This window comes from Leifsonia sp. NPDC077715 (genome assembly GCF_040686855.1).
Classification (GTDB): Bacteria; Actinomycetota; Actinomycetes; order Actinomycetales; family Microbacteriaceae; genus Leifsonia.
In genome coordinates this window covers 328,159-345,833 of the sequence record NZ_JBFBOG010000001.1, presented here as the reverse complement: position 1 = coordinate 345,833, position 17,675 = coordinate 328,159, and the positions used below count along the sequence as shown (strand labels likewise).

Genomic DNA, 17,675 nt, shown 5'->3' with positions numbered 1-17,675 from the left:
AGAGGTAGTCAATAGTGGCAGCCACCCGTCCGTACCGGTCCACCCTCCGCGAGGAGAACGCGCGGCAGACGCGCCGCCGCATCCTGGAGGCCGCCGCCGCGGTCTTCTCGGCGCGCGGCTACGCCAGCGCGTCCCTGTCCGAGATCGCTGCTGCGGCCGGCGTCTCGGTCGAGAGCGTCAAGGTCCACGGCCCCAAGCGAGCGCTGCTGCTCGCCGCGTTCGAGCTGACCTTCGGAGGCGAGGCGGGGGAGGCGTCGCTCACCGAGCGTCCCGAGGTCGCGGCCATCGCTGCCCTCGACGACCCCGAGCGGATGCTCGCCGAGCTCGTGCCGTTCATCGCCGCGGCCAACGCCCGCACGTCCGGGCTCTGGGCCACCTTCACCGCCGCCGCCCGCGACGACGAGACCGTGGGCGCGGTCCTCGCCGAACTGCTCGCCCGTCGTCACGCCGACTACGCCGCGATGGTCGGCCTGCTCGGCGAGCGCGGCATCGCCTCCATCGCCCGGCTCGACGACCAGGGCCGCGCTGAGCTCGCCGCGGCGCTCTCGTTCGTGATGTCGCCGGAGGGTCATCAGCAGTTGGTGCGGGAGAGCGGCTGGAACGACGACCGCTATGCCGCGTGGCTGCTGACGACCGTACGCACGCTCATCACGGCAGCCGGTGCGGAGCGGACGGGATGAGGCCGAGCGGCGCCACCCACGTCCCGTCGCCCTCGGTGTTGAGCGCGTAGCACTGCCAGCCCGGGCCGAGCGGCCCCATCAGCTCGAAGCGCGCCGACGACCCCACCGACTCCGGCTGGTACTGCCGCGCGTAGACCGCGCAGGTGTAGTCGGCGGTCTGGGTCTGAATGCTGATGGTCAGCAGAATGCCGGGGAGCAGCAGCGCCCCGAGCGCGACGACGACGAAGACCCGGCTGGCCACGGTCATCCCGCGCCCGCGCAGGGGCCGCTCGCCGAGCGGCTCGTACTCCGCGAGCTCGGGGTGGTCGTCGTACGTCACCACCCCATCCTCTCTCGCACCCGCCCCCGAGTACACAAAAAGTGCACGCCGATCCGGGAATCGGCGTGCACTCTTCGCGTACTCGACGGGGGAGGGCTAGTGCGAGGAGCCCTCGGTCTCGATCTCGCTGCGGTCGCCCGACCAGAGGGTGTGGAAGACGCCGTCCTTGTCGACGCGCTTGTAGGTGTGGGCGCCGAAGAAGTCGCGCTGGCCCTGCACGAGCGCGGCGGGGAGGCGCTTGGAGGCGAGCGAGTCGTAGTACGACAGGGCCGAGCCGAAGCCCGGGACCGGCACTCCGGACATCGCCGCCGTGGCGACGATGCGGCGCCAGGCGGCCTCGCCCTCGCGGACGGCGTCGGCGAAGTACGGTGCCTCGAGCAGGGTCGCGATGTTCGGGTTCTCGTCGTACGCGTCCGCGATGCGGTTCAGGAACTGGGCGCGGATGATGCAGCCGCCGCGCCAGATCTTGGCGATGCGGTCCTTGTGGATGTCCCACCCGTACTTCTCGGCGCCGGCGATGATCGCGTCGAAGCCCTGCGCGTAGGCGACGACCTTGGAGGCGTACAGCGCCTTGGACACGTCGTCCGCGAACGCGGCGACGTCGGTCGCCTTCTGCACCTCCGGACGCGACTGCACGGTCGCCTGCACTGCGGCGCGCTGGTCCGGCTTCGACGAGACGGCACGCGCGAACACGGCCTCCGCGATGCCGCCGACCGGGACGCCCAGGTCGAGCGCGTTCTGCACGGTCCAGACGCCGGTGCCCTTCGACCCGGCCTGGTCGAGCACGATGTCGATGAACGGCTTGCCGGTCTCCGCATCCACCTGGCGCAGCACCTCCGCGGTGATCTCGATCAGGTACGACTCCAGGTAGCCGTTGTTCCACTCGGCGAAGACGTCCGCGATCTCCGCAGGCGAAAGGCCGCCGACGGTGCGGAGCAGGTCGTACGCCTCGGCGATGAGCTGCATGTCGGCGTACTCGATGCCGTTGTGGATCATCTTCACGAAGTGGCCGGCGCCGTCGGTGCCGACGTGGGTCACGCACGGCTCGCCCTCGGCGACCGCGGCGATCGACTCCAGGATCGGGCCCAGCGTCTCGTAGGACTCCGCCGATCCGCCCGGCATGATCGACGGGCCGTTCAGCGCACCCTCCTCGCCGCCGGAGATGCCCGCGCCGACGAAGTGGATGCCCGTCGGCGCGATCCGCTTCTCGCGCTCGATGGTGTCGTGGAAGTTCGCGTTGCCGCCGTCGACGATGATGTCGCCCGGCTCGAACCGCTCGACGAGCTGGTCGATGACCGCATCCGTGCCCTTGCCGGCCTGGACCATGATGATCGCGGTGCGCGGCTTCGACAGCGAGGCGACGAAGTCGTCCATCTGCTCGGCCGAGACGAAGCCCGCCTCCGGGTGCGCCTTCACCAGCTCCTCCGTGCGGGCGTAGGTGCGATTGAACACCGCGACCGTGTTGCCCTCGCGGGAGGCGAGGTTGCGGGCCAGGTTCGACCCCATCACCGCCAGACCGACGACTCCGATGTTGGCGGTTGCTTCCTGTGGCACGTCATGCTCCTTCGTGGTGCCGCGGCAGACGGAGGCCGTCCACCGCGACGGGTTTGGTCCGGGGTCAGCTCTCCCGCTGGTGGCAAGAATCGAGCAGTCCTCCCAGCGTAGCGCGGGGCGGAGGTCAGGATCGGCCGAGGCGGAAGGTCGACCGGGGGATGTCGTCCACCAGGCGGCGCGCAATGGCGGACGCGTCCTCCTCGGTCAGCTGGTGGGTGGCGACCAGCCCGGCCAGGAACGACGCGTCGACCCGGCGCGACATGTCGTGCCTCGCGGGAATCGAGCAGTAGGCGCGCGTGTCGTCGATGAATCCGCTGGTCTTCGTGAAGCCGGCGCTGTCGGTGATCGACCGGCGGTAGCGCAGGATCGCGTCGGGGGTGTCCAGGAACCACCACGGAGCTCCCGCGTAGACCGAAGGGTAGAAGCTCGCGAGCGGCGCGATCTCACGCGAGAACGTGGTCTCGTCGACGGTGAACAGCACGATGCGGAACGTGGGGTTCGTGCCGAAGTCGCGCAGGATGGGCGTCAGCGGGACGGTGAAGGCCCCGACCGCGGGCAGGTCGTGCCCGGTGTCCGGGCCGAAGGCGTCGAGGGTGGGCCGGTGGTGGTTGCGGAGCACACCCGGGTGCAGTTGCATCACCAGACCGTCCTCTGCGGAGAGCTCGGCGAGGCGATACAGCATGTTGCGCCGGTAGGCGACGGCCTCGCCGGCCGTCAGCGAGCCGTCGAGGGCGGCGCGGTGGATGCGGGACGCCTCGGCCTCGTCCAGCGGCTCGCTGCCCGCGTCGAGGACGCCGGTGTCGGTCGCCGTCCCGCCCGCGGCGGCGAACACGGCGCGCCGGCGGCGCAGGGCCTCCAGCAGCCCGGGATAGGTCGCCGTGTCGACGTCGGCGACCGCTCCGAGCCGGGACAGGCGCGCGGCCCAGCCCGCCTCGTCCGGGTGCATGTAGCGGTCGGCGCGGAAGGTCGGCAGGACACGGCCGGTGAAGGAGGGGTCGGCGGCGAGCCGGGCATGCGCCTCCAGGTCGTCCGCCGGGTCGTCGGTCGTCGCGAGCACTTCGATGCCGAAGCGGTCGAACAGCGCGCGCGGGCGGAAGTCCGGACGGCCCAGCGTCTCGGCGAGCTGGTCGTAGAGGGCGTCGGCGTTTGCCGCGGACGGCTGTGCGGTGAGACCGAAGACCTCGCTGAACTCCGACTCGAACCAGAAACGGACCGGGGTCCCCAGGAACGCATCCCAGTGCTCGCAGAGCCGCCGCCAGATCGAGCGGCCGGAGGAGGAGGAAGGGCGACCGTCTCGCGTGAGCCCCAGCTCGTCGAGGGGGACGCCGAGGGCGTGCAGCATGCGGGTCACGTAGTGGTCCGGCGTGATGAGGAGCGCAGCCGGGTCCGGGAACGGCCGGTCGTCGGCCAGCATCGCCGCATCGACGTGGCCGTGCGGCGAGAGGATCGGGGAGCGGGCGACCTCGGCGTGCAGTCGGCGGGCCAGCTCTCGCACGCCGGGGTCGGCCGGGAAGAGCCGGTCCGGGTGCGGAGCGAGGGGTGCTGGTGCGGTCATAGGGTCGTGATTCCCTTCGTCGGGGCGGTGCGGTGGACGGCGGCGTCGCCGGGCACCGGACCGGTGGAGTCGCGGACGGTGAGGTGGGTGGGCAGCGTGGTGGCATGCCGGGTGACCGGGGCGAGCCCGTCGTCCAGCCGGGAGAGCAGCATCGAGACCGCCGTCCGTCCGGCCTGCTCGATCGGCGCGGTGAGGGTGGTCAGCGGAGGGTTGCAGAAGTCCGCGCCGAAGATGTCGTCGCAGCCCACGATGCTGAGGTCGCCGGGGATGGAGACGCCGCGTTCGCGGAGGCGGGCCAGCATCCCGATCGCCAGCAGATCGTTGAAGGCGACGCAGGCCGTCACCCCGGCGTGGAGGACCGCATCGGCGGCGGCTGCGCCCGCGTATTTGCGCGGGGCGAACGGTCCGACCCGCTGGACCTCGATCCCGTAACGCTCGCCGGCGCGCAGCATGGCGCGCCAGCGGCCGGCGTTCGGCCAGGACGTGTCGGGGCCGGCGGCGTAGGCGATGCGGGTGTGCCCGAGCGAGACGAGGTGGCCGACCGCCTGCTCGATACCGGAGGGGGTGTCGATGAACACGCTGGCCACGCCGCGCGTCTGGCGGTTGATCGCGACGAGCGGGACCTCGGCGGCAAGGGCGGTCAGCCGCCGGTCGGTGAGGCGGGAGGCGGCCAGGATCGCCCCGTCGAAAGAGCGCCGGAGCTTGTGCAGCATCCCGTCCTCCAGCTCGTCGGACTCCTCGGTGTCGACCAGGAGCTGCGTGTATCCGGCCGCTTTCAGCTGGTGCTGGGTGCCGCGGATGATGCCGAAGTAGAACGGGTTCGTGACGTCGGAGACGAGAACGGCGATGGCGCGTGTGCGGCCGCTCGTGAGGGCGCGGGCCTGTGCGTTCGGCACGTAGTTGAGCTCGCGAGCCGCGCGTTCGATGCGCTCCCGGGTGACCGCGTTCACCCGGTCGGGGTTCGACAGGGCGCGCGAGGCCGTGGAGGTCGCCACGCCGCTCAGCGCGGCGACGTCGGCGAGGGTCGCCGGGCGGTCGATTCCGCTCATCGATGAGGAGTCCACACGCATATCCGACCACACGATGGCAAATTTTGGCAAACGGTTGCGGCAAAAAATTCCATCGCTTTAGAGTCGTCCGCAACCCCGGCCCGATCGGCCGGGCGGATCGCAGCTTCACATCCCTGCCTCGAAGGAGAGACACGATGAGATCACGTTTCGCGCTCGGCGCTGTCGCGGCCCTCGCCGCCGCCGGCCTCGCCCTCACCGGATGCTCGGGCAGCGCCCCGGGCGGCTCCGGCACCGCCGCGGCCGGGAAGGTCGACGGCACCGGTAAGACCCTCGACGTCATGATCGCCGCCAATACGCTCTACCCGACGGAACAGCAGAAGTGGTTCCAGGACGTGTCGGCCCAGTTCCAGAAGGAGACGGGCGCCACCGTGAAGTTCGAGACGTTCGCCTCGGCGAACGACGAGCTCACCAAGATCCAGACCTCGGTGCTCAGCGGACAGGGCCCGGACATCTACGACCTCGGCACGACCTTCACGCCCACGGCCTACTCCACCGGCGCGTTCGTGAAGCTCACCGACGCCGACTGGGCGAAGGTGGGAGGCCGCGACCGCTTCACCCCGGCGACGCTCGGCATCTCCGGGCCGACCGAGAAGGACGAGGTCGGCATCCCCTTCCTCAGCCGCCCGTTCGTCATGGCCTACAACAAGGACCTCCTCAAGGCGGCCGGCATCGACAAGCCCGCCGATACCTGGGACGGCCTCGCCGAGCAGGCGAAGAAACTCACCAGCGGCGACGTGCACGGAATGGCGATCGCGTACGCGGACAGCTTCGACCCGTGGAAGTTCGTCTGGGCGATGTCGATGCAGCAGGGCAACACCATCCTCGACCTGAAGAACAAGAAGGCGACGATCGACAGCCCGGCCGTGAAGAAGGCGTACCAGACGTACTTCGGCTGGCTGACCGAGGACAAGGTCGTCGACCCGGCCGCGATCGGCTGGAAGAACGCGCAGGCCGTCGCGGCGTTCGCCGGCGGCAAGGCCGCGTTCCTTCCCATGGTCTCGTCGTCCTCGCGGGTGACCCTCGACAAGTCGGGCGTCGCCGGCAGGTACGGCTACGCGGTGATGCCGACCATCCCGCCGGGCAAGACGTCGCTGCCGAGCGGAGGCAAGGCCGCCGCCACCATCATCTCGGGCGACAACATGGTGGTCGCCAAGTACTCCAAGAACCGGGACCTCGCGTTCGCCCTGGTCAAGATGCTCACGAGCGCCGACAACCAGGTGAAGTACACCAAGACCTTCGGCGACCTCCCGACCAACGCGGAGGCGGCGAAGAAGATCGAGCAGGGCGACGACCTGATCGCGTCCATCCTCGAGGCCGGCACGAAGGCCTACGGCACTCCGTTCTCGGGCGCCTGGGGCGACACGCAGCTCGCGCTGGTGAACGTGGTGGTCCAGTCCATCCCGGGGCTCTCCTCGGGCGGAGTCTCCTCCTCCGATCTCGAGTCGAAGCTGAAGGCGGCGCAAGCCTCCGCCCAGGCCTCGCTGAGCAAGGCCAAGTAGCGGGCGCACCATGTCGAATCAGACGCTGACCGCGCCGAAGAGCACGGTCGTGGCGCCCACCGGCGCGCCCGCGGGACCCGCTCCCGCGGGCGGCCGCCGGCGCCGGACGCTCGAACGGCGCAGCCGGCCGCTGTGGATGCTGCTGCCCGGTGGCATCCTCATGCTGGTCATCATCGTCGTGCCGCTGATCGTGGCCGTGGTGATGTCCACGCTCGACCTCGACCAGTACACCCTCCAGAGCTGGCTGCAGGCGCCCTTCATCGGGCTCGGCAACTACATCGAGGCCGTGACGGCCTCGCCGCTGCTGCGCTCGATCGGGATCAGCGTCTCGTTCGCGCTGATCGCGGCCGTGGTCACGATGCCGATCGGCCTCGCGGCGGCGCTGGCCACGCAGAACCGGTTCCGCGGACGGGCGCTGGTCCGCTCGCTGTTCCTCATCCCGTACGTGCTCCCCGCGTTCGTGGTCGGCACGCTGTGGCGCACCATGCTGCAGCCGGGAGGCGTCGTGGACTCGATGCTCGGCGCCGTGGGCATCCACAGCGGGCTCTGGCTCAACGGGCCGCTCAGCTACTGGTCCCTCATCATCGTGCAGATCTGGACCTCCTGGCCGTTCTTCTACCTGCTCGTGCTCGCCGGCCTCCAGGCGGTCGACCACGAAGTGCACGAAGCGGCGGCCATCGACGGGGCCACCTGGTGGATCAAGCTCCGCTACATCGTGCTGCCGTACCTGCGCGGGCCGATCTTCCTCGCCCTCATCATCGCGTTCCTGCACAACATCAACGCGTTCACGCTGCCGTTCGTGCTGTTCGGCGTGCCCGCCCCGCAGGACGTCGACGTGCTGCCGGTGCTGACGTACGTCACCAGCTTCCAGAGCTTCCGGTTCGGCCTGAGCGCCGCGATGGCGATCTGCTCGCTCGTGCTGATCGCGATCCCGCTGTTCGTGTACCTCCGAGCCGTGAAGCTCGACTCCGGAGAGGAGGAGCAGCGATGACCTCCGCCACCACGGACATCACGCGGCTCCTGCCGCGTCCGCTGCTGGTCGCGATCATCACGGTGCTGCTGATCATCGTGCTGGGGCCGGTCCTCTACATGCTGTTCGCGTCGGTCAACTCCGACGTCTCGGTCGCCGCCGGGGCGTTCCTCCCGACCGAGCTGCACCTCGACAACTACCTCAAGGTGTGGACGACGGTCGACCTCGGCACGGGACTCGCGAACAGCGTGATCATCTGCGGCGCCGTCGCGATCGTGTGCGCGTTCCTCGCCGTCGCCACCGCCTACGTCCTGGTCCGGTTCGAGTTCCGGGGGCGGCTGTCGTTCCTGCGCGGCCTGCTCGGCCTCCAATCGATCCCGGGCACGCTGATGCTGCTGCCGGTGTTCGTCCTCTTCTCGTCCACCGCCTCCCTGCTGGGCGTGCAGATCATCGGCACGCGGTGGGCCGTCTTCATCACCTACCTGACGTTCGCCCTGCCGTTCTCCACCTGGGTCATGGTCACCTACCTCCGTGGGCTGCCCAAGGCGCTGGAGGAGGCGGCCCGGATCGACGGCGCATCGTCGTGGCGCATCCTCACCCGGATCGTCATGCCGCTCAGCTGGCCGGGCATCGTCGTCTCGGGCATCTTCGCGTTCCTGCTCGGCTGGAACGACGTGCTGTTCGCCTCGGTGCTCACGAACCCCGAGAGCCGGACGGCCGCCGTCGCCCTGCAGGTGTTCGGAGCGACGCAGGAGGGCGGCGCCGTGCCGCTCTACGGCCAGATGATGGCCGCGTCGCTGATCTGCGCCCTCCCGGTCGTGGTGCTGTACCTGGTGTTCCAGCGGTACCTCGTCGGCGGGCTGACCTCTGGAGGAGTGAAATGACCACCGTCACGTGGACCCTGTCCGGCTTCGGCGACGAGATCGACGCCGACCCGGCCATCCAGGTCGCCGTGCTGCAGGCTCTCGGCGCGAGCGCCATCGAGGTCCGCAGCGCCTGGGGCGTCAACATCGTGGACCTGGATGCGGGGGAGCTCGACCGCCTGGCCACCGTCCTGAGCGAGCGCGGGATGAGCGTCTCCGCCATCGCGTCGCCCGTCGGCAAGGTCGACGTCTCGCTGCCCGTCGAGCACGAAGTGGAGCGCCTGCGCCGCGCCGCCTCCGCGGCGCACCGGCTCGGCACGCGGTACATCCGGCTGTTCTCGTTCTTCCGCGACGAGGGGGTTGCGGTGGAGAGCATCCGCGACGACGTCCTGGTACGGATGCGCGCCCTCGCGGACGTCGCCGAGGCGGAGGGGCTGGTGCTCCTGCACGAGAACGAGAAGGACATCTACGGCGACACCCCCGAACGCTGCCTGGACATCGTGGAGTCGGTCGGCTCGCCCGCGCTGCGCCTCGCCTGGGACAGCGCGAACTTCGTCCAGGTCGGCGTCGCGCACCCCTTCGACGACGGGTACGCTGCGCTGCGTCCGCACCTGGAGTACCTGCAGGTCAAGGATGCGCTGACCGCCACGGGCGAGGTCGTCCCCGCGGGGGAGGGCGACGGCCAGGTCCTGCAGACCCTCACCGCGCTGCGCGACGACGGCTACACCGGCTTCGCCTCCCTCGAACCCCACCTCACCGATGTGAACGCGCTCGGCGGCTTCTCCGGCCCTGCGGCCTTCGGCCGTGCCGCCCGCGCCTTCCGCACCCTGACCGACCGGATCGGAGTCACCCTCGCATGACAGACCAGAACACCACCTCCGCCGCCGAGGCGACCGTGCCGTTGCGTGTCGCGATCGTCGGCTGCGGCATCATCGGCGTCAACCACGCCCGGGCCATCGACCGGCACCCGCGCCTCGCGATCACCGCGCTGATCGACGCCGTCCCGGAGGCCGCGGAGGCGCTCGCCGACCAGGTCGCCGCGGCGTCCGGCGAACGCCCCGCGGTGTTCACCTCCCTGGCCGAGGCCCTCGCCGAGACGGGACCCGCCCACCGTCCCGACCTCGTGGTCATCTGCACCCCCAGCGGCCTGCACGTGAGCGTCGCCGAGGAGGCGATCGCCGCCGGCAGGCACGTGGTCATCGAGAAGCCGCTCGACACCGACATGGGCCGGGCGCGCCAGCTCCGCGCGCTCGCCGAGCGGGCGGAGAGCGACGGTCTCGTCGTCTCGGTCATCAGCCAGCACCGGTTCGACCCGTCCTCGGTCCTCGTCGCCGAGGCGGCGCACACCGGCCGATTCGGCAGGCTCACCAGCGGCGTCGCCTCGGTCGCCTGGTGGCGCAGTCAGGACTACTACGACTCCGGTCAGTGGCGCGGCACCTGGGAGCTCGACGGCGGCGGCGCGGTGATGAACCAGGGTGTCCACACCGTCGACCTGCTGGTGTGGATGCTCGGCCGCCCGGTCGAGATCTTCGCGCAGACCGCCCTCCTGGCCCATGACCGCGTCGAGGTCGAGGACATCGCGGTCGCGACCGTCCGGTTCGAGTCCGGCGCGCTCGCCGTGCTGCACGCGACGACCGCGGCCTTCCCGGGCCTCGCGGTCCGGTTGCAGGTGCACGGCGACGCGGGCTCCGCGGTGATCCACGACGACCAGCTCGAATCGTTCGCCGCAGACGGCGACGCGACCGACCGTGCAGCCGAGCTGGTTCCGGCGGGCGAGGTCCGCGGCGGCGATCGCGGTTCCGACGCCTTCGTGATCGGGCATCTCCGCCAGTACGAGGATGTCGTGGCGGCGATCGACGGCGGGCGGGCTCCCGGTGTGCGCGTCGAGGACGCCTTCCAGTCGCTCTGCGTCGTGCGCGCGGTGTACCTCTCGGCGACGCTGGGTCGCCCGATCGCCTTCGACGAGGTGCTGAGCGGCGAGCTGGACGACGTCGTCGTCTCGACCGGCCCGGTGACCACGGAGGCCCGCGCATGAAGTTCTCCGTCTTCACCGCCTCCACCCCGGAATGGACGCCCGCCGAGGCCGTCCGCATCCTCGCCGGCCAGGGCTGGGACGGCGTCGAGTGGCGCATCACCGACCAGGAGGAGACCGACGTCCCGGGCTTCTGGGCGGGCAACCGCGCGACCTGGCCGCTCACCGGCCTCGAGGACCGGCTGGACGAGCTGGACCGCCTTACCCGGGAGAGCGGCCTGGAGTACTCCGGGATCGGCGGCTACGCCCGCTGCGACGACCACGACGGCGTCGAGCGGATGCTCGCCGCGACCGCGCGCCTCGGCGCCCGACAGGTGCGGGTCACCATGCCGCGCACGGATTCCGGGGAGTACCGCGCGCTCTTCGCCGCCGCCCGGCGCGACCTGTCCTGGGCGGCCTCCCGCGCCGCCGAGCACGGGGTCAAGGCCCTGGTCGAGCTGCACCACGAGACGATCACGCCCTCGGCGTCCGCCGCCTTCCGCCTGCTCGACGGGCTCGACCCGGAGCACGTCGGCGTCATCCACGACCTCGGCAACCTCGTCATCGAGGGCCGGGAGGAGACGCTCGCGTCCCTCCAGCTGCTCGGTCCCTACCTCGCGCACGTCCATGTGAAGAACGTCGCCTGGGTGCCCGGCGAGCCCGAGCAGGACGGCACGGTCCGCTGGCATCACGCCTGGGCGCCGCTGACGACCGGCACCGGGGACGTGGACGACTACTTCCGGGCACTGCACGCGTTCGGCTATGACGGGTGGGTGACGTGCGAGGACTTCTCCACTGACGTGCCCGTAGAGGAGCGGACGCGGGGCAACCTGGACTACCTGCGCGCCGTGGCGGCCCGCACGCGCACCGCGGCGGCCGCATGACCCCGCCGCCGCGGTCCGCCCGGCACCCCGTGCGTGTCGCGCACCTCGGGCTGGGCGCGTTCCATCGCGCGCATCAGGCCTGGTACACGCAGGCCGCCAACGACGCGGCGCCCGACGCTGCGGGCGGGTGGGGGATCGCGGCGTTCACCGGGCGCCGGGCGGACGCGGCACGCGTCCTCGCCGCGCAGGACTCCCTCTACTCGGTGGTCACCCGCGGCCCCGCGGACGACTCCGTGTCCACCGTGGAGGCGCTGAGCCGTGTGCACGACGGCGCAGACACCGCTGCGTGGCTCGCGACCCTGGCAGACCCGCAGGTCGGCGTGCTCACGCTGACGGTCACCGAGGCCGGATACCTCCCCGGCGCATCGGCGCCCGGCCGCATCCGCGACGGACTCGCCGCGCGGTTCCGCGCCGACGCGGGCGGCCTCGCGGTCGTCAGCTGCGACAACCTCTCCGGCAACGGCCGCGTCCTCCGGGAGGCGGTGCTCGCCCTCACCGCCGACGAGCCCGACCTCGACGCCTGGGTGCGGTCGGAGGTGTCCTTCGTCTCCACCATGGTCGACCGCATCACCCCCGCGACGACCGAGCAGGACCTGTCCGCGGTCCGGGCGCTCGCCGGCTGGGACGACGCCGCCCCGGTGATCACCGAGCCGTTCAGCGAGTGGGTGCTCGCCGGAGCCTTCCCCGCCGGACGCCCCGCGTGGGAGGCCGGCGGCGCGCGCTTCGTCGACGACGTGGAGCCGTTCGAGCGCCGCAAGCTGCGACTCCTGAACGCCGGCCACTCCCTCCTCGCCTACCGGGGGCTGCTGCGCGGACACCGGACGATCGCCGAGGCGGTCGCCGACCCGGCTCTCGCCGCCGAGCTGGAGCTGCTCTGGGCCGAGCAGCGTCCGGGCCTGCCGTTCGACGACGCCGCGGTCGCGGCCGCACAGCAGGCGCTGCGGGACCGCTTCACGAACGCGCGCATCGAGCACCGGCTCGTCCAGATCGCCGCCGACGGGTCGCAGAAACTCGGGCCGCGCATCGTCGAGCCGCTGCGCGAACGCCTCGCCGCCGGCCTCGGACCGGGGGAGGCGCAGCTCGGCGTCCTCGCCGCGTGGACCCTCCACCTGCTTGCCGGCGGAGCACGCGACCCGCAGGCCGATTCGCTCACCGCGCGCCTGCGGGACGCGCACGACCCCCTCAGTCGCGCCTCCCTCGTGCTCGACGCCCTCGCCCCCGACCTCACCGACCTCGCCCGGCCGCTTGCCGGGCGCACCGCATCCCTCCAAGGAGCCACCGCATGAGAATCATCGCCGCCGACGTCCTGGTCACCAGCCCCGGCCGCAACTTCGTCACCCTCCGCATCACGACCGAGGACGGTGTCACCGGTCTCGGCGACGCGACGCTCAACGGACGCGAGCTCGCCGTCGCCGCCTACTTGAGCGAGCACGTGGTCCCGTTGCTGATCGGCAGTGACGCCCACCGGATCGAGGACACCTGGCAGTACCTCTACCGCGGCGCGTACTGGCGGCGCGGCCCGGTGACCATGGCCTCCATCGCCGCCGTCGACACGGCGCTGTGGGATATCAAGGCGAAGGTGGCGGGGCTTCCTCTGTACCAGCTGCTCGGCGGCCGCAGCCGGGTCGGCTGCCTCACCTACGGCCACGCCTCGGGGGCGGAGCTGCCCGAGCTCTTCGACTCCATCCGGTCGCACCTCGAGCAGGGCTTCCGCGCCATCCGCATCCAGACCGGCGTCCCCGGCCTCGGCTCCGTGTACGGCGTCGCATCGTCTGCGAACGCGGCGGCCGGGGCCGACGGGATGACGACCCGCTACGACCACGAGCCCGCCCGCCGCAGCGCGGTGCCGGTCGAGGAGCAGTGGGACACGCGCGCCTACCTGCGCCACATCCCCGGCGTCTTCGAGGCCGTACGGAACGAGTTCGGGCCGGAGCTGCCGCTGCTGCACGACGCCCACCACCGGCTCACGCCCATCCAGGCGGCGAAGCTCGGGAAGTCGCTGGAGCCGTACGACCTGTTCTGGCTGGAGGATGTGACCCCCGCCGAGAACCAGGCGGTGCTGCGCCGCGTGCGCGAGCACACCACCACGCCGCTCGCGATCGGGGAGGTGTTCAACACCATCTGGGACTACCGCGAGCTGTTCGAGGAGCAGCTGATCGACTACGTCCGCTCACCCGTCACCCACGCGGGCGGGATCACGGGGCTGCGACGCATCTTCGACTACGCGGCGGTCTACCAGATCAAGTCCGGCGTCCACGGTCCGACCGACGTGTCGCCCGTCGGGCTGGCGGCAGCGGTGCATCTCGGCGTGGCCATCCCGAACTTCGGCATCCAGGAGTACATGCGGCACAGCGCCACCACCGACGAGGTCTTCAGGCCGACCTACACGTTCGCCGACGGGATGCTCGCGCCGAGCGAGGAGCCCGGGCTCGGCGTATCGTACGACGAGGTCGTGGCGGAGTCCTTCCCGTACCAGTCGGCGTACCTGCCGGTGAACCGTCTGCTCGACGGTTCGATGCACGACTGGTGACGGCGGTGCTGACGCCGCACCGGAACGACGATGGAGGAGGGCGAGTGCGGCGGCTCGAAGTGGTCGTGATGGGCGTGTCCGGATCGGGCAAGACGACGGTGGGCGAGCGGGTCGCCGCGCGGCTCGGCGTGCCGTTCGTCGACGGCGATGCGCTGCACCCGCCGGCGAACGTCGCCAAGATGGCGTCGGGCACCCCGTTGGACGACGACGACAGGGCGCCGTGGCTGCGCGCGATCGGCGAGACGCTGGCCGGAACCGCACCCGAGGGCGTGGTCGTCGCCTGCTCGGCGCTCAAGCGCAGCTACCGCGATCTGATCCGCGCCGAGGCTCCCGGCGCGGTGTTCGCAGAGCTCGACGGGACGCGGGAAGTGCTCGCGGCCCGCATGGCCGCGCGTCCCGGTCACTTCATGCCGGTCGCCCTGCTCGACTCGCAGCTCGCCACGCTGGAGCCGCTGCAGGCGGACGAGGCGGGGATGCGCCTCGACGTCTCCCTCGCGCCGGACGAACTGGCCGCGACCATCGCGGACGCGGTGGCGGGCGATCGCGTCTAGCTGCTCGAGAGCGCGGCCAGCTGCCGCGTGAAGGCCGCCGCGTCCACGGCGGCGAAGAAGGCCGCGTCCGCCGCCTCCACGTCGGCCGTCGCCCGCCGCGCAGCCCCGGCGCCCTCGGGTGTCGCGCGCAGCACGCGCGCCCGGCCGTCGGTGGGATGGGGGAGGCGCTCCACGAGCCCCGCCCGCTCCAGCGCACGCACCACCTGCGAGGTCATCATCGGGTCGGTCGCCGCGAAGCCCGCGAGCTCGACCTGGGTGACCAGGCGATCCGGCTCGCGGTCGGCGAGCCAGGTGAGGGATGCGAGCAGTACGTACTGCACGTGGGTCAGCTCATGCGGGGCGAGCGCGGCGCGCATGGCGGCCTGCCAGTGGTTTGTCACCCGCCAGAGCAGCAGGCCGGGGCTCTGCGATGCGGCCGGGAATCGGCTCCCGAGTCCGGCCTCAGGCACCGGCGGCGACCCGCTGCTCAGCGGAATGCAGCAGCTCCGCCATCGCGACCGGGAAGTCGCCGGCGATCTGCGGGCCGAGCTCCGGGCCGACCGCGTCAGCGCCCGGACCGTCGATCTCCAGCGTGTGCGTGACCTCGGTGCCGCCTCCCGCCTGCGCCTTCAGGGTGTGCCGGAAAGTCAGGGCCAGCCCGCCGAACACCGTGCGGTCGGCGTAGACCTGCTCGGGGTCCAGCTCGACGATCGTCGAGGTCATCGCCTCCTGGCCCTGCGGTGTGACGGTGACCTCCGTGCCGACGGCGAACGGGCCGTGGAGCTCGAAGGAGTCGCTGGCCGGGCCGAGCGGGATGCCGCTGTGCAGGTCGCGCAGGGCGGACCACACGGCCGAGGCGGGCGCGGTGGTGGTGCCGGTGTGGCGGGTCGTCCACATGATGCTCTCCGTTCGTCGCATTACTAAGCGCGCTTAGTTTATCTCGATCGGGTAGACTCCACAACTGAACTTCGGCGAGGGATGCTCCCACAGCATCCGTGATCGACGCGGTGGAGCAGGCTACGCAGTCTTTCCTCGCGCACTTCGATGCGTTCGAGTCGAACAACACCAACACTGCGGGCCTCGCGGCTCGCCCGACAGCCGGTCCTCGTGCCGGCGAGGAGAAATCATGGCGACTGAAGAGTCCAACAAGGTCAGCGCCGAGCTGCGCGACAGCTTCGGCAAGGGCGCGGCCCGCAAGATCCGCGCCGTCGGCAAGATCCCCGCGGTCATCTACGGTCACGGCACCGACCCCGTCCACGTCACCCTCCCGGGCCACCAGGTCTCGCTCCTGCTCCGCAAGGCGAACGCGGTGCTCGACCTCGACATCGAGGGCAAGGGCCAGCTCGCCCTGGTGAAGGACGTCCAGAAGGACCCGGTGTCGCAGATCATCGAGCACCTCGACCTCGTGGTCATCCGCCGCGGCGAGAAGGTCACTGTCGAGGTCCCGGTGCACGTCGAGGGCGAGCCGTTCTCCGGCACCATCGCCGTGCTCGACATCCCGACCATCAAGCTCGAGGTCGAGGCCACCCACATCCCGGAGCGCATCGTCATCGACGTGACGGACGCCGAGGAGGGCACCCAGTACCACGCCAAGGACTTCGACCTCCCGGCCGGCGCCACGCTCGCCGAGGACGAGGACCTGCTCATCCTCAACGTCGTCGTCCCGGCCGCCGCGCGCGCCGAGGACGAGGAGACCGAGGCCGCCGAGGAGGCCGCCGAGGCCGAGGCCGAGGCCGCCGAGGGCGACGCGGAGTAATCCCCTCCATGGACGCACCCTGGCTCGTGGTCGGGCTCGGCAACCCCGGGCCCGGCTACGCCGCCACGCGTCACAACGTGGGTCAGATGGTGCTCGACGAACTCGCCTCGCGCGGGGGACTCACCTTCAAGACCCACAAGACGAACGCGACGGTCGCCGAGGGCAGACTCGCCCCCGGCGGCCCTCGCTTCATCCTGGCCAAGCCGAACACGTACATGAACGTCTCCGGCGGCCCGGTCGCTCAGCTGCTGCGCTTCTACTCGCTCGACCCGTCGCACCTGATCGTGGTGCACGACGAGCTCGACATCCCGTTCGACACCATCCGCCTCAAGAGCGGCGGCGGCCACGGCGGCCACAACGGCGTCCGGGATGTGATCTCCGCGATCGGCACCGGAGACTTCACCCGCGTGCGGGTCGGCGTCGGCCGCCCGCCCGGCTCGTCGGGAGCCGCGGACCACGTGCTCAAGGCGTTCTCGTCCACCGAGCGCACCAATCTCCCGATCCTGGTGGCGGACGCCGCCGACGCGGTCGAGCAGATCGCCGCCGAGGGTCTGACCCCCGCGCAGAACCGCTTCCACGCCCGCTGACCCGCCGCGCCCGGCAAGATCACGGCTAACCCCCAGCGGCAGCCCGGTCAATGCCCTGGCCCGCGCCAGGAGCGCTGCGTACCGTCGATGCCATGAAGTTGTTCACCCGCGAGTGGGGCACCGGCGACCGCTACGCGGTCCTCGTCCACGGCGTCATGTCGGACTCGCGCAACTGGCGACGGGTCGGCCCTGTGCTCGCCGCTCACGGCTACCACGTGATCGCCGTCGATCTGCGCGGTCACGGCCACAGCCCCCACGCCGACGAGTACTCCGCCGAACTCATGGCGCAGGACATCGTCGACACCGTGCCCGGGCGGCCGGAGCTCGTGATGGGCCATTCGCTGGGCGGCCTCACCGTCAGCCTGGCGGTCGACCGGCTCGAGCCGCAGCGCGTCATCTACGTCGACCCGGCCTTCTCGTGCCCGGCGACCAACGGCTTCGTCCGGTGGCTCGCCCCCACGTTCCTCCGCACTCTCGCCCGGCAGTCGGCCGCACGCATCGCCAAGCGCAACCCGCGCTGGGACCCGGCCGACGTGGCGATCGAGGTGGAGACCTTCAAGTCCTTCGACCGCGCGGTGATCCCGGTCGTGCTCACGCCCTCCTCGATGCGCGCGCCGGCCGTCATGATGGCGCCATCGCTCGTCATGCTCGCCGACAACTCGCAGCTGGTGAAGCCCGAGCTCGCGGAGCGCCTGCGCGCGGACGGCTACGAGGTGCGCATCGTGCCCGGGTCGGGCCACGTCATCAACCGCGACGACCACGACGGGTTCATGCGCGCGCTCGATGGGTGGATCTAGCCGGCTGGATCCAGCCGTCGCGCAGAGCGGCCACCACCCCTTCACCTGTCGGCGGTCCCACGTAGAATCG

19 protein-coding genes are annotated in these 17,675 nt (G+C 71.3%); 13 read left to right on the top strand and 6 right to left on the bottom strand.

Annotated elements, in window-relative coordinates:
• Positions 1–14 precede the first annotated feature (14 nt).
• Positions 15–680: a TetR family transcriptional regulator gene (locus tag AB0P25_RS01670; RefSeq protein ID WP_363805030.1), complete on the top strand. Its 666-nt coding sequence runs from the start codon at positions 15–17 to the stop codon at positions 678–680.
• Here AB0P25_RS01670 and AB0P25_RS01665 read toward each other — a convergent pair.
• The 4 genes from AB0P25_RS01665 to AB0P25_RS01650 form a co-directional block, all read right to left on the bottom strand.
• A complete protein-coding gene (locus tag AB0P25_RS01665) occupies positions 649–999 on the bottom strand; it encodes a hypothetical protein (protein WP_363805028.1) in 351 nt (116 codons plus the stop codon). The genes AB0P25_RS01670 and AB0P25_RS01665 overlap by 32 nt on opposite strands.
• Positions 1,000–1,095: 96 nt before the next feature.
• Positions 1,096–2,553, bottom strand: coding sequence for an NADP-dependent phosphogluconate dehydrogenase (gndA, locus tag AB0P25_RS01660; RefSeq protein WP_363805026.1), 1,458 nt, complete (start codon positions 2,551–2,553; stop codon positions 1,096–1,098).
• Between the two features lie 124 nt (positions 2,554–2,677).
• Positions 2,678–4,108, bottom strand: coding sequence for a glucuronate isomerase (gene uxaC / locus AB0P25_RS01655; protein WP_363805025.1), 1,431 nt, complete (start codon positions 4,106–4,108; stop codon positions 2,678–2,680).
• Positions 4,105–5,157, bottom strand: a complete 1,053-nt coding sequence (locus AB0P25_RS01650) for a LacI family DNA-binding transcriptional regulator (RefSeq protein ID WP_363805024.1) — start codon at positions 5,155–5,157, stop codon at positions 4,105–4,107. The genes uxaC and AB0P25_RS01650 overlap by 4 nt, the downstream gene beginning before the upstream one ends.
• Before the next feature lie 155 nt (positions 5,158–5,312).
• Here AB0P25_RS01650 and AB0P25_RS01645 point away from each other — a divergent pair, with 155 nt between their 5' ends.
• Genes AB0P25_RS01645 through AB0P25_RS01605 form a run of 9 tightly spaced genes read left to right on the top strand, consistent with a single transcriptional unit; the run spans position 5,313 to position 14,486 of the window.
• Positions 5,313–6,677, top strand: a complete 1,365-nt coding sequence (locus AB0P25_RS01645) for an extracellular solute-binding protein (RefSeq protein ID WP_363805022.1) — start codon at positions 5,313–5,315, stop codon at positions 6,675–6,677.
• Positions 6,678–6,687: 10 nt separating this feature from the next.
• Entirely contained in the window at positions 6,688–7,668 is a 981-nt protein-coding gene (locus tag AB0P25_RS01640; protein ID WP_363805021.1) for a sugar ABC transporter permease, read from the top strand.
• Positions 7,665–8,531 (top strand): carbohydrate ABC transporter permease, encoded by an 867-nt coding sequence (locus AB0P25_RS01635; protein WP_363805019.1) that lies wholly within the window; start codon positions 7,665–7,667, stop codon positions 8,529–8,531. The genes AB0P25_RS01640 and AB0P25_RS01635 overlap by 4 nt, the downstream gene beginning before the upstream one ends.
• Positions 8,528–9,370 (top strand): sugar phosphate isomerase/epimerase family protein, encoded by an 843-nt coding sequence (locus AB0P25_RS01630; RefSeq protein WP_363805018.1) that lies wholly within the window; start codon positions 8,528–8,530, stop codon positions 9,368–9,370. The genes AB0P25_RS01635 and AB0P25_RS01630 overlap by 4 nt, the downstream gene beginning before the upstream one ends.
• Positions 9,367–10,545, top strand: coding sequence for a Gfo/Idh/MocA family oxidoreductase (locus AB0P25_RS01625; RefSeq protein ID WP_363805017.1), 1,179 nt, complete (start codon positions 9,367–9,369; stop codon positions 10,543–10,545). Before AB0P25_RS01630 ends, AB0P25_RS01625 begins: the two co-directional genes overlap by 4 nt.
• Complete coding sequence (locus AB0P25_RS01620; RefSeq protein WP_363805016.1) at positions 10,542–11,405, top strand: sugar phosphate isomerase/epimerase family protein; 864 nt, start codon at positions 10,542–10,544, stop codon at positions 11,403–11,405. Before AB0P25_RS01625 ends, AB0P25_RS01620 begins: the two co-directional genes overlap by 4 nt.
• Positions 11,402–12,691: a mannitol dehydrogenase family protein gene (locus tag AB0P25_RS01615; protein WP_363805014.1), complete on the top strand. Its 1,290-nt coding sequence runs from the start codon at positions 11,402–11,404 to the stop codon at positions 12,689–12,691. The genes AB0P25_RS01620 and AB0P25_RS01615 overlap by 4 nt, the downstream gene beginning before the upstream one ends.
• Positions 12,688–13,935 carry a D-mannonate dehydratase ManD gene (gene manD, locus AB0P25_RS01610; RefSeq protein ID WP_363805013.1) on the top strand — a complete coding sequence of 416 codons (1,248 nt, stop codon included), beginning with the start codon at positions 12,688–12,690 and terminating at the stop codon, positions 13,933–13,935. Before AB0P25_RS01615 ends, manD begins: the two co-directional genes overlap by 4 nt.
• 44 nt (positions 13,936–13,979) lie before the next feature.
• Positions 13,980–14,486: a gluconokinase gene (locus AB0P25_RS01605; protein ID WP_363805011.1), complete on the top strand. Its 507-nt coding sequence runs from the start codon at positions 13,980–13,982 to the stop codon at positions 14,484–14,486.
• Here the strand turns inward: AB0P25_RS01605 and AB0P25_RS01600 are convergent.
• Together AB0P25_RS01600 and AB0P25_RS01595 are read right to left on the bottom strand one after the other, a co-directional pair.
• Positions 14,483–14,935 (bottom strand): MarR family transcriptional regulator, encoded by a 453-nt coding sequence (locus tag AB0P25_RS01600; RefSeq protein WP_363805010.1) that lies wholly within the window; start codon positions 14,933–14,935, stop codon positions 14,483–14,485. The two genes, AB0P25_RS01605 and AB0P25_RS01600, sit on opposite strands and share 4 nt — an antisense overlap.
• Complete coding sequence (locus tag AB0P25_RS01595) at positions 14,928–15,362, bottom strand: SRPBCC family protein (RefSeq protein WP_363805009.1); 435 nt, start codon at positions 15,360–15,362, stop codon at positions 14,928–14,930. The genes AB0P25_RS01600 and AB0P25_RS01595 overlap by 8 nt, the downstream gene beginning before the upstream one ends.
• 229 nt (positions 15,363–15,591) lie before the next feature.
• Here AB0P25_RS01595 and AB0P25_RS01590 point away from each other — a divergent pair, with 229 nt between their 5' ends.
• From AB0P25_RS01590 to AB0P25_RS01580, 3 genes are all read left to right on the top strand, one after another.
• The gene (locus AB0P25_RS01590) at positions 15,592–16,221 is read left to right on the top strand and encodes a 50S ribosomal protein L25/general stress protein Ctc (protein WP_363805007.1); all 630 of its coding nucleotides are present in this window, start codon (positions 15,592–15,594) and stop codon (positions 16,219–16,221) included.
• 8 nt (positions 16,222–16,229) lie between these two features.
• A complete protein-coding gene (gene pth / locus AB0P25_RS01585) occupies positions 16,230–16,808 on the top strand; it encodes an aminoacyl-tRNA hydrolase (RefSeq protein ID WP_363805006.1) in 579 nt (192 codons plus the stop codon).
• A 92-nt stretch (positions 16,809–16,900) separates the two neighbouring features.
• Complete coding sequence (locus AB0P25_RS01580; RefSeq protein ID WP_363805005.1) at positions 16,901–17,605, top strand: alpha/beta fold hydrolase; 705 nt, start codon at positions 16,901–16,903, stop codon at positions 17,603–17,605.
• Positions 17,606–17,675 lie beyond the last annotated feature (70 nt).

Excerpts from the sequence above, each read along its gene's own strand:
- AB0P25_RS01590 (WP_363805007.1), top strand. The coding sequence starts at position 15,592 with ATGGCGACTGAAGAGTCCAACAAGGTCAGCGCCGAGCTGCGCGACAGC.
- AB0P25_RS01580 (WP_363805005.1), top strand. The coding sequence starts at position 16,901 with ATGAAGTTGTTCACCCGCGAGTGGGGCACCGGCGACCGCTACGCGGTC.
- manD (WP_363805013.1), top strand. The coding sequence starts at position 12,688 with ATGAGAATCATCGCCGCCGACGTCCTGGTCACCAGCCCCGGCCGCAAC.
- AB0P25_RS01625 (WP_363805017.1), top strand. The coding sequence starts at position 9,367 with ATGACAGACCAGAACACCACCTCCGCCGCCGAGGCGACCGTGCCGTTG.
- AB0P25_RS01630 (WP_363805018.1), top strand. The coding sequence starts at position 8,528 with ATGACCACCGTCACGTGGACCCTGTCCGGCTTCGGCGACGAGATCGAC.
- AB0P25_RS01650 (WP_363805024.1), bottom strand. The coding sequence starts at position 5,157 with ATGAGCGGAATCGACCGCCCGGCGACCCTCGCCGACGTCGCCGCGCTG.
- uxaC (WP_363805025.1), bottom strand. The coding sequence starts at position 4,108 with ATGACCGCACCAGCACCCCTCGCTCCGCACCCGGACCGGCTCTTCCCG.
- pth (WP_363805006.1), top strand. The coding sequence starts at position 16,230 with ATGGACGCACCCTGGCTCGTGGTCGGGCTCGGCAACCCCGGGCCCGGC.
- AB0P25_RS01615 (WP_363805014.1), top strand. The coding sequence starts at position 11,402 with ATGACCCCGCCGCCGCGGTCCGCCCGGCACCCCGTGCGTGTCGCGCAC.
- AB0P25_RS01635 (WP_363805019.1), top strand. The coding sequence starts at position 7,665 with ATGACCTCCGCCACCACGGACATCACGCGGCTCCTGCCGCGTCCGCTG.
- AB0P25_RS01645 (WP_363805022.1), top strand. The coding sequence starts at position 5,313 with ATGAGATCACGTTTCGCGCTCGGCGCTGTCGCGGCCCTCGCCGCCGCC.
- AB0P25_RS01620 (WP_363805016.1), top strand. The coding sequence starts at position 10,542 with ATGAAGTTCTCCGTCTTCACCGCCTCCACCCCGGAATGGACGCCCGCC.
- AB0P25_RS01595 (WP_363805009.1), bottom strand. The coding sequence starts at position 15,362 with ATGTGGACGACCCGCCACACCGGCACCACCACCGCGCCCGCCTCGGCC.
- AB0P25_RS01640 (WP_363805021.1), top strand. The coding sequence starts at position 6,688 with ATGTCGAATCAGACGCTGACCGCGCCGAAGAGCACGGTCGTGGCGCCC.